The 13,944-nt window shown below is 64.5% G+C and carries 13 protein-coding genes; 9 read left to right on the top strand and 4 right to left on the bottom strand.

Annotated elements, in window-relative coordinates:
* Nucleotides 1–23: 23 nt before the first annotated feature.
* From ACCD07_RS06435 to ACCD07_RS06450, 4 genes are all read left to right on the top strand, one after another.
* A complete protein-coding gene (locus tag ACCD07_RS06435; RefSeq protein WP_176653151.1) occupies nt 24–770 on the top strand; it encodes an MgtC/SapB family protein in 747 nt (248 codons plus the stop codon).
* A 4-nt stretch (nt 771–774) separates the two neighbouring features.
* The gene (locus tag ACCD07_RS06440; RefSeq protein WP_413446840.1) at nt 775–1,356 is read left to right on the top strand and encodes a DUF924 family protein; all 582 of its coding nucleotides are present in this window, start codon (nt 775–777) and stop codon (nt 1,354–1,356) included.
* The gene (locus tag ACCD07_RS06445) at nt 1,356–2,174 is read left to right on the top strand and encodes a Rossmann-like and DUF2520 domain-containing protein (protein ID WP_413446841.1); all 819 of its coding nucleotides are present in this window, start codon (nt 1,356–1,358) and stop codon (nt 2,172–2,174) included. The genes ACCD07_RS06440 and ACCD07_RS06445 overlap by 1 nt, the downstream gene beginning before the upstream one ends.
* A 213-nt stretch (nt 2,175–2,387) precedes the next feature.
* A complete protein-coding gene (locus ACCD07_RS06450) occupies nt 2,388–2,750 on the top strand; it encodes a hypothetical protein (RefSeq protein WP_176653148.1) in 363 nt (120 codons plus the stop codon).
* Nucleotides 2,751–2,849: 99 nt separating this feature from the next.
* Here ACCD07_RS06450 and ACCD07_RS06455 read toward each other — a convergent pair whose 3' ends face one another.
* Nucleotides 2,850–3,428: a molybdopterin-dependent oxidoreductase gene (locus ACCD07_RS06455; protein WP_413446842.1), complete on the bottom strand. Its 579-nt coding sequence runs from the start codon at nt 3,426–3,428 to the stop codon at nt 2,850–2,852.
* A gap of 43 nt (nt 3,429–3,471) precedes the next feature.
* Here ACCD07_RS06455 and ACCD07_RS06460 point away from each other — a divergent pair, with 43 nt between their 5' ends.
* From ACCD07_RS06460 to ACCD07_RS06470, 3 genes are all read left to right on the top strand, one after another.
* Complete coding sequence (locus ACCD07_RS06460; RefSeq protein ID WP_353401907.1) at nt 3,472–4,071, top strand: alpha-ketoglutarate-dependent dioxygenase AlkB family protein; 600 nt, start codon at nt 3,472–3,474, stop codon at nt 4,069–4,071.
* A 186-nt stretch (nt 4,072–4,257) separates the two neighbouring features.
* A complete protein-coding gene (locus ACCD07_RS06465; RefSeq protein WP_176653145.1) occupies nt 4,258–4,848 on the top strand; it encodes an outer membrane beta-barrel protein in 591 nt (196 codons plus the stop codon).
* 201 nt (nt 4,849–5,049) lie between these two features.
* Nucleotides 5,050–5,703 (top strand): hydrolase, encoded by a 654-nt coding sequence (locus tag ACCD07_RS06470; protein WP_176653144.1) that lies wholly within the window; start codon nt 5,050–5,052, stop codon nt 5,701–5,703.
* A 60-nt stretch (nt 5,704–5,763) separates the two neighbouring features.
* On the opposite strand, the gene ettA is transcribed toward ACCD07_RS06470, so the two are convergent.
* The gene (gene ettA, locus ACCD07_RS06475) at nt 5,764–7,431 is read right to left on the bottom strand and encodes an energy-dependent translational throttle protein EttA (protein ID WP_176653143.1); all 1,668 of its coding nucleotides are present in this window, start codon (nt 7,429–7,431) and stop codon (nt 5,764–5,766) included.
* A 70-nt stretch (nt 7,432–7,501) separates the two neighbouring features.
* Nucleotides 7,502–8,377, bottom strand: coding sequence for an EamA family transporter RarD (rarD, locus tag ACCD07_RS06480; protein ID WP_176653142.1), 876 nt, complete (start codon nt 8,375–8,377; stop codon nt 7,502–7,504).
* Between the two features lie 223 nt (nt 8,378–8,600).
* Between rarD and ACCD07_RS06485 the strand changes: the two genes are divergently transcribed.
* Both ACCD07_RS06485 and ACCD07_RS06490 read left to right on the top strand, forming a co-directional pair.
* Entirely contained in the window at nt 8,601–10,481 is a 1,881-nt protein-coding gene (locus ACCD07_RS06485; RefSeq protein WP_413446843.1) for a potassium transporter Kup, read from the top strand.
* Between the two features lie 139 nt (nt 10,482–10,620).
* The gene (locus tag ACCD07_RS06490) at nt 10,621–11,469 is read left to right on the top strand and encodes an FKBP-type peptidyl-prolyl cis-trans isomerase (protein ID WP_413446844.1); all 849 of its coding nucleotides are present in this window, start codon (nt 10,621–10,623) and stop codon (nt 11,467–11,469) included.
* A 52-nt stretch (nt 11,470–11,521) separates the two neighbouring features.
* Here ACCD07_RS06490 and ACCD07_RS06495 read toward each other — a convergent pair whose 3' ends face one another.
* Nucleotides 11,522–13,936, bottom strand: a complete 2,415-nt coding sequence (locus tag ACCD07_RS06495) for an FtsX-like permease family protein (RefSeq protein ID WP_413446845.1) — start codon at nt 13,934–13,936, stop codon at nt 11,522–11,524.
* Between the last annotated feature and the right edge of the window lie 8 nt (nt 13,937–13,944).

Raw genomic sequence — 13,944 nt, forward strand, 5'->3', positions numbered from 1 at the left:
CGACATAACTAGAAAGGGCGGGTATGCCGTCGATCGAATTCCTGTTTGCCTATTGGTCCGCCCACGAGATCGCCACCAACGGCGTCATCCTGCTCAATTTGGTCGGCGCGCTGCTGCTTGGCCTGATGGTCGGCTATGAGCGTTCGTATCACGGCCGCGCGGCAGGCATGCGCACCTACGGCCTGGTGTGCATGGCGTCCGCCGCGCTGACGGTGATCGGCGGCTATCCCGGCGACTGGTTCGGCGGCCACGCCGGCCACACCATCCTGACTTCCGATCCAACCCGCATCGTGCAGGGGATCGTCACCGGCATTGGCTTCCTCGGCGCCGGCGTCATCATGCGCGAAGGTTTCAACATCAGCGGCCTGACGACCGCGGCGTCGATCTGGGCGTCGTCGGTGATCGGTGTCATGGTCGGCATCGGCTTCTACCTGGGCGCCATCGGGCTGTCGATATTGTGCGCCGGCGCGATGATATTCCTGTCAAAGTTGGAAGCCTGGCTGCCGTCGCGCCATGCGATCGCGATCACCATGCGCTTCAAGGAAGGCTATATGCCGCAAGAGCCGGCGCTGCGCGCGCTGGCGCTGCAGCGCGGTTATGAAATCGCCGGTGGCTCGCTGATGATCGGCAGCGATGCCGGCATGCAGGAGTGGCGCTTCGTCGCCATCGCGCTGAGCAAGCGCAGCGGCGCGCCGATGTCGGTGCTGTCGGCCGAGCTGGCGGTGTTTGACGGTATCCACAGCTTCCAGCTGTCGCACGCACGGAACTAAGACCATGAACGCACAAGCCCGGGCCGTATTCGATTTCTGGTTCCAGCCGTCGCCGGGCCAGCAGGCAGACGCGCCGCGCCGCGAGTGGTTCCAGAAGGACGACGCCTTCGACCGTGAAATCGCGCTACGCTTCGGCGAACAGATAGACCAGGCCCTGGCCGGCGGCCTGCATGGATGGGAAGCGGAAGGCCCGCAGTCGGCGCTGGCGCGCATCCTGGTGCTGGACCAATTCTGCCGCAACGTTTATCGCGGTACGCCGCTGGCGTTTGCCGGAGACCACCAGGCATTGCAGGCGGCGCTCGACATGGTCGATGCGGAACAGGACCTGGAACTGCCGCCGTTGCAGCGCGCCTTTGTCTACCTGCCTTTCGAGCACGCGGAAGACATGGCGATGCAGGAGCAGGCGGTGGCTTTGTTCACGCGCATGGAAGGCAGCAACGGCATCGCCGGCATGCTCGATTACGCCAAACGGCACCGCGAAGTGATACGCCGCTTCGGCCGCTTCCCGCACCGTAACGCGATCCTGGGCCGCACCTCGACGCCGGCGGAAGCCGAGTTCCTGAAGCAGCCGGGATCGGGCTTCTGATGGTGGCGACGCTCAACCTGATCGGCGCCGGCCATGTGGGCCGCGTGCTGGGCCGCCTGTTGGCGGCGCAGGGCGGCTACACTGTCCAGCAGGTGCTGACACGCTCGGCGTCGAGCGCGCGGCAGGCGGTGGCCTTCATCGGCGCGGGTGCGGCGGTGGAGCGCTACGACCAGCTGCAGCCTGCCGCCGTGCACGTGCTGGCCGTCGGCGACGACCAGATCGTTCCGGCCTGCGCGGCGCTGGCGGAGGCCGTGCCGCTGGCAGGCAGCATAGTGTTTCACTGCAGCGGGGCGCTGGCCTCGACCCAGCTGCAAGCGGCGCGCGACGCCGGCGCATGGGTGGCCAGCGTGCATCCGATCCGCAGCTTTGCCGATCCGGCGGCGGTGGCCGCGCAATTTGCCGGTACTTTTTGCGGCATCGAAGGCGACGCCGCCGCGCTGGCCGTGCTGACGCCGGCGCTGGAGGCGATAGGCGCGCAGCCGGTGCCGATCGATGCGTCGGCCAAGACCGTGTATCACGCCGCCGCCGTCTTCGCCAGCAACTACCTGGTCACCGTGCTGGACGCGGCGTTGCGCGCCTACCAGGCGGCCGGCATTCCGGAACCGGTGGCGCGCCGGATGGCGCAGCCGTTGGCCACCGAGTCGATGGCCAATGTGTTCCGCCTGGGCGCCGCGGCCGCGCTCAGCGGGCCGGTCGCGCGCGGCGACATGGTCACCGTCGAACGCCAGCAGCGCGCCGTCACACAATGGGATGCGGCGACCGGCGAGTTGTACCGGGCGCTGGTGGCGCCGACCGCCGATCTGGCGCGCCGCAAGTAGGCCGGCTGCGCTGCCCGGCCCGTTATCTTCTTGAAAATTACTACTTACTAACTATATTTCAGGTAGGCGTTGCAGTTTTATTGGTACGAATTCACAAATAAGTGGCGGGATTAGTCGACAAACAGCTCAATTAGCAATAAGCTTGTTTCTTAGAATGTTTTCTTTTGAGAATCTAGCAACAAGCCGGCGCGCGAAAAGGATAGGGGTAAGAACATGTTATTTCTGAAAAGTACGACCGTCACGAAAGCGCCTGGGATTTACGACGTAGATATCGCCGCCAAACCGCCGGGCAAGACCTTCGGCGTGTTCATGGCCACCGATCCGGACAATCCCCCGACCGAAATCCTGGCCGCGCTCGCCGCCATGGGCTTCAAGAATACCTACAGCGGTGGTTACACCCACAAAGACCGCGGCAAGGTGCTGGACCTGCACTTCCAGAAGGACGGCACCGACCTGTTCCAGGGCTGGAAGGCGGAGGAGATGGAAGCCAATATGGCCGCCATCACCGCGCTGTTCAGCGGCATCGGCATTACCATCGCGCCGCGCGTCATGACCTTGGCCGAAGCCTACGCCTAGAAGTCGCCGCAAAAAGACCGCAGCGTCGTTGCAGCGCCTCGCCGTGCTAGCGCACTGCCTTCGCCGCTGCGCCTAGCTGCGCTCATTTTGCGACAACTTCTACACTTCGATGTGATACAGCGCCCAAGGGCAGGAACCGAACCGTTCAGCGAGCGGTTTGACCGCCATCTCGGGCACCTTGTCGGCATCGTAGATCGCCCATAGCGGACCGAGTCCGCCCAGCGCCATCGGCGCGCCATCCAGATGGGTGGCGACGATCCAGCGCTGCGCGCGCGCCTGTGCCACCGTGATCGTGGCGGCATAGCCATCCACCGCGCGCAACACCAGCTTGCCGTTGTCGCTCAATCCCGCACCGGCCGCCTTCATCACGTCCAGCAGCAGCGGGCCGCGCAGCGTGTGCGGCTTGCTGTCGTATTCCAGCGTCGGATGGATGGTGATGCTGGGCAGCGCCGCCAGCGCGGCGAAATCGAAACCATGCGCCTTGTCGAAGGTCAGCTTTTGCTTGAACATCATCTGGTCCAGCACCGGGTCGAAGCGGCCGCGGTTGGGCTTGCCGATCGCGCCGGTGACGGTGAGCAGCGCCGGGCCGGCGCTCTTGGCGGCGGCGCGCGCAGGCAAGGCTGTTGCTGCGGCCATGCCGGCCAACGCGGCGGTGCCCAGGAACTGGCGTTTTTTCATGCGGTTCACTCCTCGATGACGTAGTGCCGGTATCATACCGCGCATGGATCTTTTTGCCGACGACACCAGCCTGACCGCCATCCCCATCGAGGACGGCGAACTGTGGTTTCAGCAGCGGCTGGCGCTGGACCTGGCGCCGGCCGAAGTCATGCAACGCCTGCTCGACGAAACCGACTGGCGCGCCGAGGAAATCCAGGTGTGGGGCAAGCTGCACCTGCAGCCGCGCCTGTCGGCCTGGCATGGCGAGGCCAGCTACCGTTACTCCGGCAAAACCTTCCACCCGCTGCCGTTCACGCCGCTGCAGCTGCACATCAAGCAGGCGGTGGAAAAGGCCACCGGCCGCCAGTTCAACAGCGTGCTGCTGAACTACTATCGCAACGAGCGCGACAGCATGGGCTTCCATGCCGACGACGAGCGCGAGCTGGGGCCGGATCCGGCTGTCGCGTCGGTCAGTTTCGGCGATCCGCGCACCTTCATCCTCAAGCACCGGCGCCTGCCGAAGACCGTCAAGCTGGCGCTGGGCGACGGCTGCCTGCTGCTGATGGCCGGCGCGCTGCAGCGGCACTGGCTGCACGGCATCAACAAGGAACGCGCCGCGCGTGGTCCGCGCATCAATTTGACCTTCCGCCTGATAATGCCTTAAGCCTCTCTTAAGTTTGGCTTGGAAGGTTTTTTACCTGCAATCGTTCGGCTTACATCCTGTCACACTTCTTACTAATTCGGTGGTGACGGGTGTTGGTTGGAGTGCTATCTTGGTTCCATCGCAATTCAAAGAACTGCGATCCCAAGCAAGTCCTGCTTCAACCATTTTGCTGAAAGATCCAATACCATGAAAAAAATTCTGTTCGCATTAGTTGCTTCCGCAGCCGCCTTGGGCGGTACTTCCGCATACGCCGCCGATGATGCCGGCACCGCCTACATCGGCGCCGGTGTCGTGGGCAGCCACTACAAGTTCGACGTGCCGAATACGACCACGTCCAGCGACCGTAGCGGCGATAAGGCCACCGGCAAAATCTTCGCCGGCTACAACATCGACAAGACCTGGGCGGTTGAAGGCGGTTATACCGACTTCGGCAGCAAGGCGTTTAACTACACCGACGCCACCGGCGCCGCCGGCCGCATCGAGAGCGATGCCCACTCCTTCTATCTGGCGGGCAAGGGCAGCTGGCCGGTGAACGAGCAGGTCGCCCTGTTCGGCAAGCTGGGCGTGGCGCGCAACCACAACAGCGTGGACACCTCGGGCGTCGCCTCGGTCAGCGGCGGCAGCAACAAGAACGCGCTGTACGCATCGGTGGGCGCGGAATACGCGATCAACAAGAACGTCAAGGTCTCGCTGGAGTATGAAAACTACGGCAAGAACGACATCGATGTGGGCCGCAAAAACGGCGCCATTACCGCCGGACTGCGCTACAACTTCTAAGCCGCTCCAGCGTCGGGAAAGCCGCCTTCGAGGCGGCTTTTTTGCGCCCATATTTGATAATCGAAAATTTCGAACATGATTCGCAAAATTTTCCGTTTTTCTTTTGAGTCAGGATGGAAGATACTTCATTCCAGCAGAGAAAACACCGCAAACAACGCGGATCAGAAAATCGAAATTATTGAATATAGACTGGAGATTCACATGCCTACCGCTATCGCTAAACCAGGAAGCACCCTGCTCGATCCAAGCAACCACACGCTGATCATGATCGATCACCAATCGCAGATGTCCTTCGCCACCAAGTCCATCGACCCGGTACAGCTGCGCAACAACGTCGCGCTGGTCGCCAAGGCCGCCAAGGGCTTCAACGTGCCGACGATCCTGACCACGGTCGCGGAAAAATCGTTCTCCGGTCCGATCTTCGACGAAATCAAATCCGTGTTCCCGGACCAGGCGGCCATCGACCGCACCACCATGAACACCTGGGAAGATCCACGCATCGCCGAGCGCGTCAACGCCATCGGCAAGGGCAAGATCGTGCTGGCCGGCCTGTGGACTTCCGTATGTATCGTCGGCCCCGCGTTGTCGGCGCTGGACCAGGGCTTCGAGGTCTACGTGATCACCGACGCCAGCGGCGACGTGTCCGACGAAGCGCATGAGCGCGCTGTCGAGCGCATGGTGCAGTTGGGCGCCCGTCCGATGACCTCGCTGCAGTATCTGCTCGAACTGCAGCGCGACTGGGCGCGCGGCGAAACCTACAACGAGACCGTGGCGACCTCGATAGCCCATGGCGGCGGCTACGGCCTCGGCCTGATCTACGCCAAGACCATGTTCGGCGCGGCGGAAGGCCATTAATGCGAAAACCCCGAAAGCCGTCGCCGGCTTTCGGGGTTTGTCGTTGCCCGCCACGTAGATTTAGACGGTCAGCGGCTTGTAGCGGATGCGTTTTGGCTTCGCGCCTTCCTCGCCCAGTCGTTTCTTCTTGTCGGCTTCGTATTCCTGATAGTTGCCGTCGAAGAAGGTGACCTGCGAGTTGCCTTCGAACGCCAGGATGTGCGTGGCGATACGGTCGAGGAACCAGCGATCGTGGGAAATCACCAGCACGGAGCCGGCGAATTCCAGCAGCGCGTCTTCCAGCGCGCGCAGGGTTTCCACGTCCAGATCGTTCGACGGTTCATCCAGCAGCAGCACGTTGCCGCCCTTGAGCAGCGTCTTGGCCAGGTGCAGACGGCCGCGTTCGCCGCCGGACAGGTTGCCGACGATCTTCTGCTGGTCCGAACCCTTGAAGTTGAAGCGGCCCAGGTAGGCGCGCGACGGCATGTCGAAGCGGCCGACGCTGAGCATGTCGGCGCCGCCGGACACGTCCTCGAACACGGTCTTCGCGTCGCCCAGCGTGTCGCGGCTCTGGTCGACCAGCGAGATGCGCGCGGTCTGGCCGATCACCACCTCGCCGCTGTCCGGCTTGTCGAGGCCGGCGATCATCTTGAACAAGGTCGATTTACCGGCGCCGTTCGGGCCGATGATGCCGACGATCGCGCCCGGCGGAATGGTGAACGACACATTGTCGATCAGCAGGCGGTCGCCAAACGCTTTCGAGACGTTCTTGAATTCGATCACTTCGTTGCCCAGGCGCTCGGCCACAGGGATGAAGATCTCCTGGGTCTCGTTGCGCTTCTGGTATTCGTACTCGCTCAGCTCGTTGAAGCGGGCCAGGCGGGCCTTGGACTTGGCCTGGCGCGCCTTCGGATTCTGGCGCGACCATTCCAATTCCTTCTGCAGCGCCTTCTGGCGCGCCGATTCGGTGGCTTCTTCCTGCTTCAGGCGGTTGGACTTCTGGTCCAGCCACGACGAGTAGTTGCCTTTCCATGGGATGCCGTGGCCGCGGTCCAGCTCCAGAATCCATTCGGCGGCGTTGTCCAGGAAGTAGCGATCGTGGGTGATGCCGACCACGGTGCCCGGGAAGCGCAGCAGGAATTGTTCGAGCCATTCGACGGACTCGGCGTCCAGGTGGTTGGTCGGTTCGTCGAGCAGCAGCATGTCCGGCTTGGACAGCAGCAGCTTGCACAGTGCCACGCGGCGCTTTTCGCCGCCGGACAGCACGCCGATCTTGGCTTCCCAAGGCGGCAGGCGCAGCGCGTCGGCGGCCATTTCCAGTTGCAGGTTCAGGTTGCCGCCGTCGGAGGTCGAGATGATCGCTTCCAGCCGCGCCTGTTCGGTGGCCAGCGCGTCGAAGTCCGCGTCTTCGTCGGCGTAGGCGGCGTACACGGCTTCCAGCTTGGCTTGCGCCTCGAACGCTTCGCCCAGGCCGGACTCGACTTCCTGGCGCACGGTTTTTTCCGGATCCAGCTGCGGTTCCTGCGGCAGGTAGCCGATGTTCAGGCCCGGCATCGGCACGGCTTCGCCCTGGATGTCGGTGTCGAGGCCTGCCATAATTTTCAGCAAGGTCGACTTACCGGAGCCGTTCAGGCCCAGCACGCCGATCTTTGCGCCCGGGAAGAAGGACAGCGAAATATCTTTCAGGATCTGGCGCTTGGGCGGGACGATTTTGCCCACGCGGTTCATGGTGTAGACGTAATTTGCCATTGAGAATCTCAGTGATAGGTATAAATGCAAGGAAGGACGACAGGATACGATAAATCCCGCCATCCGCCCACTATTTAGCGCGGCGGCTGACCCACAGCCCCTCGGCCACGTACAGCAGCAGCGCGCTCCAGATGATGACGAAGCCGATCAGCCGCGCCTGCGGGAAGGTTTCATGGAACACCCATACGCCCAGCAGCGCCTGCATGCTGGGCGACAGGTATTGCAGCAGGCCCAGCACCGACATCGGGATCTTGCGCGCGCCGGCCGCGAACATCACCAGCGGAATCGCGGTGATCGGCCCGGCCGCCGCCAGCAGCCAGCGGGTGCTGTCGTTGGGGCTGTTGATGAAGGTGTTCTGGCCATGCAAGGTCAGCCACAGCACATACACCAGCGCCAGCGGGAACAGCAGCATGGTTTCCAGCGACAGGCCCTCCAGCGCCGCCAGCGCGGCGGTCTTGCGCAGCAGGCCGTAGCCGCCGAAGGTGATGCCTAAAATTAAGGCAATCCACGGCAGCTGGCCGGCCGACCAGGTCAGCCAGGCCACGCCGCAGGCGGCCACGCCGATGGCGATCCACTGGGCGCGGCGCAGCTTTTCCTTCAGCACCAGCAAGCCCAGCAGCACGTTGACCAGCGGATTGATGAAGTAGCCGAGGCTGGCGTCGATGACGTGACCGTTGTTGACCGACCAGATGTAGACGAACCAGTTGGCCGTCAGCAGCACGGCGCTGGCGATAAAGCTGCCCAGCACACGCGGCTGCCGCAGCACCCGCGGCAGCCACTTCCATTGCTGGCGGACGGTCAGCACCAGGCCCAGGAACAGCAGCGACCACAGCATGCGGTGCGCCAGGATTTCCATCGCCGGCACTTCGCCGATGGCGTGGAAATACAACGGGAACAAGCCCCAGCAAAAGAACGCGAATGTGGCGTACAGGATACCTGTGTTCATGTGGGGCGGTGGCGGGGAGGGGGCAAGGTCTGCCATTATCGCTGAAATACCGCCTGGCCGCAGGCGGGGGAGCAGGTTCGGCTGCCAGACTCGCACTCCCGCCCGCACCAGCGTACACTGGCGATATTGAAATATTGGAATGCTATTCCATGCGAAAATATCCTTGCCTTTTGCAAATACTTATCCTATTGTGCAATGCACCAAAACAACAACAGGTGCAATCTTGACCGTGCAACACAAGAAAAGTAGCCTCGCCGCGCTGACGCTGGCGGCCGTGGGCATCGTCTACGGCGACATCGGTACCAGTCCCCTCTACACCCTCAAAACCATCTTCGATCCCGAGCACGGCCTGGCGTTGAACGAGTTCAATCTGCTGGGCATTATTTCGCTCATTTTCTGGGGCCTGACGATGATCGTCTCGCTCAAGTACGTCAGCCTGGTGCTGCGCGCCGACAACCGCGGCGAGGGCGGCATCATGGCGCTGATGGCGCTGGCGCTCAATTCCGTCGCCAAGACGGCTGGGCGCTGGCACTATCCGCTGATGCTGCTGGGCGTGTTCGGCGCGACGATGTTCTACGGCGACAGCGTGATCACGCCGGCGATTTCCGTGCTGGGCGCGATCGAGGGTCTGGAAGTGGCCGCGCCGGGGCTGGAGCAGTACATCGTGCCGCTGACCCTGATCGTGTTGGTGACGCTGTACGCGGTGCAGCGCCATGGCACGGCCGGCATCGGCCGCTGGTTCGGTCCGGTCATGGTGGTCTGGTTCGCCGCGCTGTCGGTCATGGGCCTGGTCAACATCGCCGCCGCGCCGCAGATCCTGTGGGCGCTCAATCCGCTGCATGCGCTGCGCTTCATGTTCGAGAACCGCATGATCGCCTTCGTCGCGCTGGGCGCGGTCGTGCTGGCCTTCACCGGCGCCGAGGCGCTGTATGCCGACATGGGCCACTTCGGCAAGAAGCCGATCCGCGCCGCCTGGTTCCTGATCGTGTTTCCGTCGCTGGCGCTGAACTACCTGGGCCAGGGCGGGCTGCTGCTGACCCATCCCGACGCGATTTCCAACCCGTTCTTCCAGCAGCTGGGCGCGTGGAGCGTCTATCCGCTGGTGGTGCTGTCGACGCTGGCGGCGGTGATCGCCTCGCAGGCCACCATTTCCGGCACCTTCTCGATGACCAAGCAGGCCATCGCGCTGGGCCTGTTGCCGCGCATGCGCGTGGTGCACACGTCGGAGCGTGAGATTGGCCAGATCTACATCCCTGCCGTCAACTGGCTGCAGCTGGTGGTGGTGCTGCTGGCGGTGATCGGCTTCGGCTCGTCGGACAAGCTGGCCGGCGCCTACGGCATCGCGGTGACGGCGACCATGCTGGCGACCACCTTCCTGACCTTCTTCGTGATCCGCTACCGCTGGAACCTGCCGCTGTGGCTGTGCTTTGCCGCCACCGGCTTCTTCATCATCATCGACATCCTGCTGTTCTCGGCCAGCACGCTCAAGCTGCTGCACGGCGGCTGGTTCCCGCTGCTGCTCGGCTCCGTGCTGTTCACGGTCATGCTGACCTGGAAGCGCGGCCGCGAGCTGGTGTTCCAGAACCTGCAGAAGCACGCCATTCCGCTGGAGGACTTCCTGTCGTCGCTGTTCGTGGCGCCGCCGACGCGGGTCTACGGCACCGCCATCTTCCTGCGCGGCGAAAGCGACGGCGTGCCGCACGCGCTGCTGCACAACCTGTCGCACAACAAGGTGCTGCACGAACGGGTGGTGTTCTTCACCGTGCACGTGGTCGAGGAGCCTTACGTCGCCGAGGCCGAACAGGTCAAGGTGACGGACCTGGGCCACCAGTGCTACCAGCTCAACGTCTACTACGGCTTCAAGGACGAACCGGACATCCCGCGGGTGCTGGCGCTGTGCGAGTGCATCGGCCTGCCGTTCGAAATGATGGAGACCTCGTTCTTCATCGCCCGCCAGACGGTGATCTCGACCCCCGGCGCCGGCATGGCGACCTGGCGCGAGCACCTGTTCGTGACGATGTCGCGCAACGCGCGCGGCGCCGCCGACTACTACCAGATTCCCACCAACCGTGTCATTGAATTAGGCACGCAAGTGGAAATTTAAGCACACAAACGGTGCTAAAAGATGTAACCGAATGTAGTGCCCGGAGCGGAAGCGGCGCGGTCTGCTAAACTTCTGCTCCGACATGCCCGCATCCGTGCGGCGCAAGCGTACGAATACGAACATTCCATCAAAGGTAATCATGAAATCGATGTTTCAAATTATTGCTGCCGTCGTCTGTGCAGCAGTCCTGGCGGCCTGCGGCGGCGGCTCGAAGACCCCGGCCGTCGTGGTGGTGGCACAGCCGACCTACAAAGTGACTGAAACCGTGGTCGGTACCGGCCTGACGGCGGAAACCGGCGACCTGGTGGTGATCAACTTCGTCGGCTACCTGTACGACTCGACCAAGGCCGACGGCAAGGGCGCCAAGGTGGAAAGCTCGGTCGATACCGGCAAGACCGCGGCGCCGTTCACCATCGGCGTCGGCGCCGTGGTCACCGGCTGGGACCAATCCATCCTGGGCATGAAAGTGGGCGGCAAGCGCACCGCGATCCTGCCGGCCAACCTGGCCTACGGCGCCGTCGCGCACACCGCGCTGCCTGCGATCGGCAGCATCACCTACCAGCCGATTCCTGCTAACCAGGCGCTGGTGTACGACTTTGAACTGGTCGACGTGACCAAGGCGGTGCTGCCGGTTGTCGTGCCGCCGCCGACCACGCTGAAAATCGTCGACACGCTGGTTGGCAGCGGCGCTGCCGCCGCCAACGGCAAAACGCTGAGCGTCAACTACTCGCTGTATGTCTACGATGGCACCCGTGCCGACTTCCGCGGTCCGGCGGTGCAGACCACCGTCGGCGCCACGCCGTTCAGCTTCCAGCTGGGCGCCGGCAAGGTCATCGCCGGTTGGGAGCAAGGCGTGCCTGGCATGCTGGTTGGCGGCAAGCGCACGCTGACCGTTCCGCCTAGCCTGGGTTACGGCACGGTTGCGCAGCCCGGCATCCCCGCCAACTCGACGCTGATCTTCGATATCGAACTGCTGTCCGTGCAATAAGGCGCGGTTCGGCAAGCGGAAAGGCAGCCTGTGTGGCTGCCTTTTTTTTCGGCTAGTCGCGCAGCGCTTCTGCGGGCGCGATGCGCATCGCCGCCAGCGTGTGGCGGGCGGTGGCCGCCGCCACGATCAGTGCCGCAAACGCCAGCGCCGCCACCGGCGCCCAATCGCCCAGCGGCGTGTGCTCGGCAAACCCGGACAGATAACGGGCAATGCCCAGCCAGGCCAGCGGCAATCCCATCGCCGCCGCCACCGCCGTCAGCAGCACGAACTCGCGGCCGACCAGCGCCGCGATCGCCCTGCGGCCGGCGCCGTGCAGCTTGCGCAGCACGATCTCCCGCGCGCGCCGCTGCACGCTGTGGGCGGCCAGCACGTAGATGCCGAACGCCGCCAGCGCGAACACCACGGCCGTAGCGCAGGCCAACAGGCGGGCCAGGCGAACGTCGTCCGCATAGGCCCGCTTGTAGTAGCTGGCGGCGCCGCGCATCACCAGTTCGCGGTCCGGATAGTAGCGGCTCCACGCGGCGGCGATGTTCTGTTCCAGCGTGGCCGGCGCACCGGCGCGCGCGCGCACGGTCAGCAACCGGCCGCCACGCGCCAGATCGTAGATGGTTGGTCGCACCGGGTCGCGCAGCGTTTCCCAGCGCAGGTCCGGCGCGATGCCGACGATGCGCTGCCGCGTGCCGTTGATGCGCTGGCCCAGCGCCTGTTGCGCCGACTGCCAGCCCAGCGCGCGCAGCGCCGCCATGTTAAGCAGCACGTTCTGCTCGCCATCGTCCACCAGCCGGTCCATCGACGGATCGAAGATGCGGCCGGCAACGGCCGGCAAGCCGTAGACGCGGAAGAAGTCCGGCCCGACCATCTGCACCGTCAGCGCCACCTCGCTGCCGTCGAGACGCTTGACGTTCTCGCTGCCGCGCGTGCCGGTACCGTTATCGCGTCCCGGCACCTCCTGGCTGTCCGCCACGCCCTCGACACCGGGCAGCTGCGTCACCGCATCGCGGAAGGCTGTCGCCGCCGGTGCGGTGGCGCTTTCGGGCAGTTCCACCACCAGCAGCGGCGCCGTATCGAAGCCCGGCGGGGCCGACGCGGCGAACTGCGTCTGCCACAGGATCGCCAGCGCCATGCCGCCCATACCCATGGCGGCGCCGAACTGCACGGCCGTCAGCACCCGCCGCATCCACGCACCGCCGGTGGTTTCGCCGCTGCGGTGGGCCAGCGTCTCGTTCATATCGACGCCACGCGCCAGCCAGCCGGGATAGGCGCCCGCCGCCGCGCCGACCGCCACGCCGAACAGCAGGCAGGCACCGATGGCCGGTGGCGTGAACATGCCGTCCAGCCGCCGCTCCAGCATATCGGACGCCAGCGGCAGCAGCAGCCACGCTAGCAGCACGCCCAGCAAGGAGGCGAGCAGCGACAGCAGCGTCGATTCGGTCATGAACTGCGCCAGCAGCTGGCGCGTGGTGGCGCCGAGCACGCGGCGCACGGCGATCTCGCGCCGGCGCTGCAAGGTGCGCACCGTCGCCAGGTTGACATAGTTGACCGCGGCGAGGAACAGGATCAGCAGCCCGACCGCACCGAGCGCCAGCACCATGCGCTTGTCGCCGCGCGGACCGGTACCCATGGTGTTGGCCACGGTTCGGTCGAAGTAGGCCTCGGCCAGCGGACCGAGTCCGATATCGACGAACTTGCGCCCGCCCAGTGCCTTCTTCATTTCCGGCGTAGCCATGTTGTCCCATGGCGCGCGGTCGACGGCGTCTTGCAGCACGGCCTGCAGCGCCTGTGCGCTGACGCCTGCACCGGTCTTGACGTAGATGCGGCCGCCGATACCCATCCAGTTGGCCAGCGCCTCGCGGCGTTCCTGCTCCGGCCACAGCGCGCTGCCGACGCCGACCAGCGCGCCGAACTGGATGGTGCTGTTGGCCGGCCGGTCCGCCAGCACGGCGCGTACCTGCAGCAGCTGGCTATTGATGGTGATGCTCCGTCCCAGCGGCAGGGCGCTGCCGAACAGGCGCAGCGCCTCGTGCTGCGTGACGGCCAGCCCATCGGGTTGCGTCAGCGCCTGCTGCAGATCGCCCGCCAGGGCTTGCAATCCGGCGATGCGCTGGAATGCCGGGTCCACGACCGTCATTTGCAGCAGCGTTGGACGGCCTTGCAGTTGGAGTGTCGCCTCGCGCGGCCACCATGCGCTGGTTTCCAGCTGCAGGCCGCTGCGCATCGCCACTTCGCGCAGGGCGAACGGCGTGTACTCCATCCACTGCGGCTGCGGGATGAAATTCAGCCGGTGCTTGATGACGAAGACGCGTTCGCGCTCCGGCACATCGCTGTCGTAGCTGAACGAGTAGCGGACGAATCCCAGCAGCAGGAAACAGACGGCGAAACCGGTCGCCAGCCCCAGTATCTCCACGGTGGAGTGCCAGGGCTGGCGCAGCAGCAGGCGCCAGCCGATGCGAAAATCTCGTAGTGCCATGGGTGTTC

Source organism: Duganella sp. Dugasp56 (assembly GCF_047304105.1).
Lineage (GTDB): Bacteria > Pseudomonadota > Gammaproteobacteria > Burkholderiales > Burkholderiaceae_D > Rugamonas > Rugamonas hordei.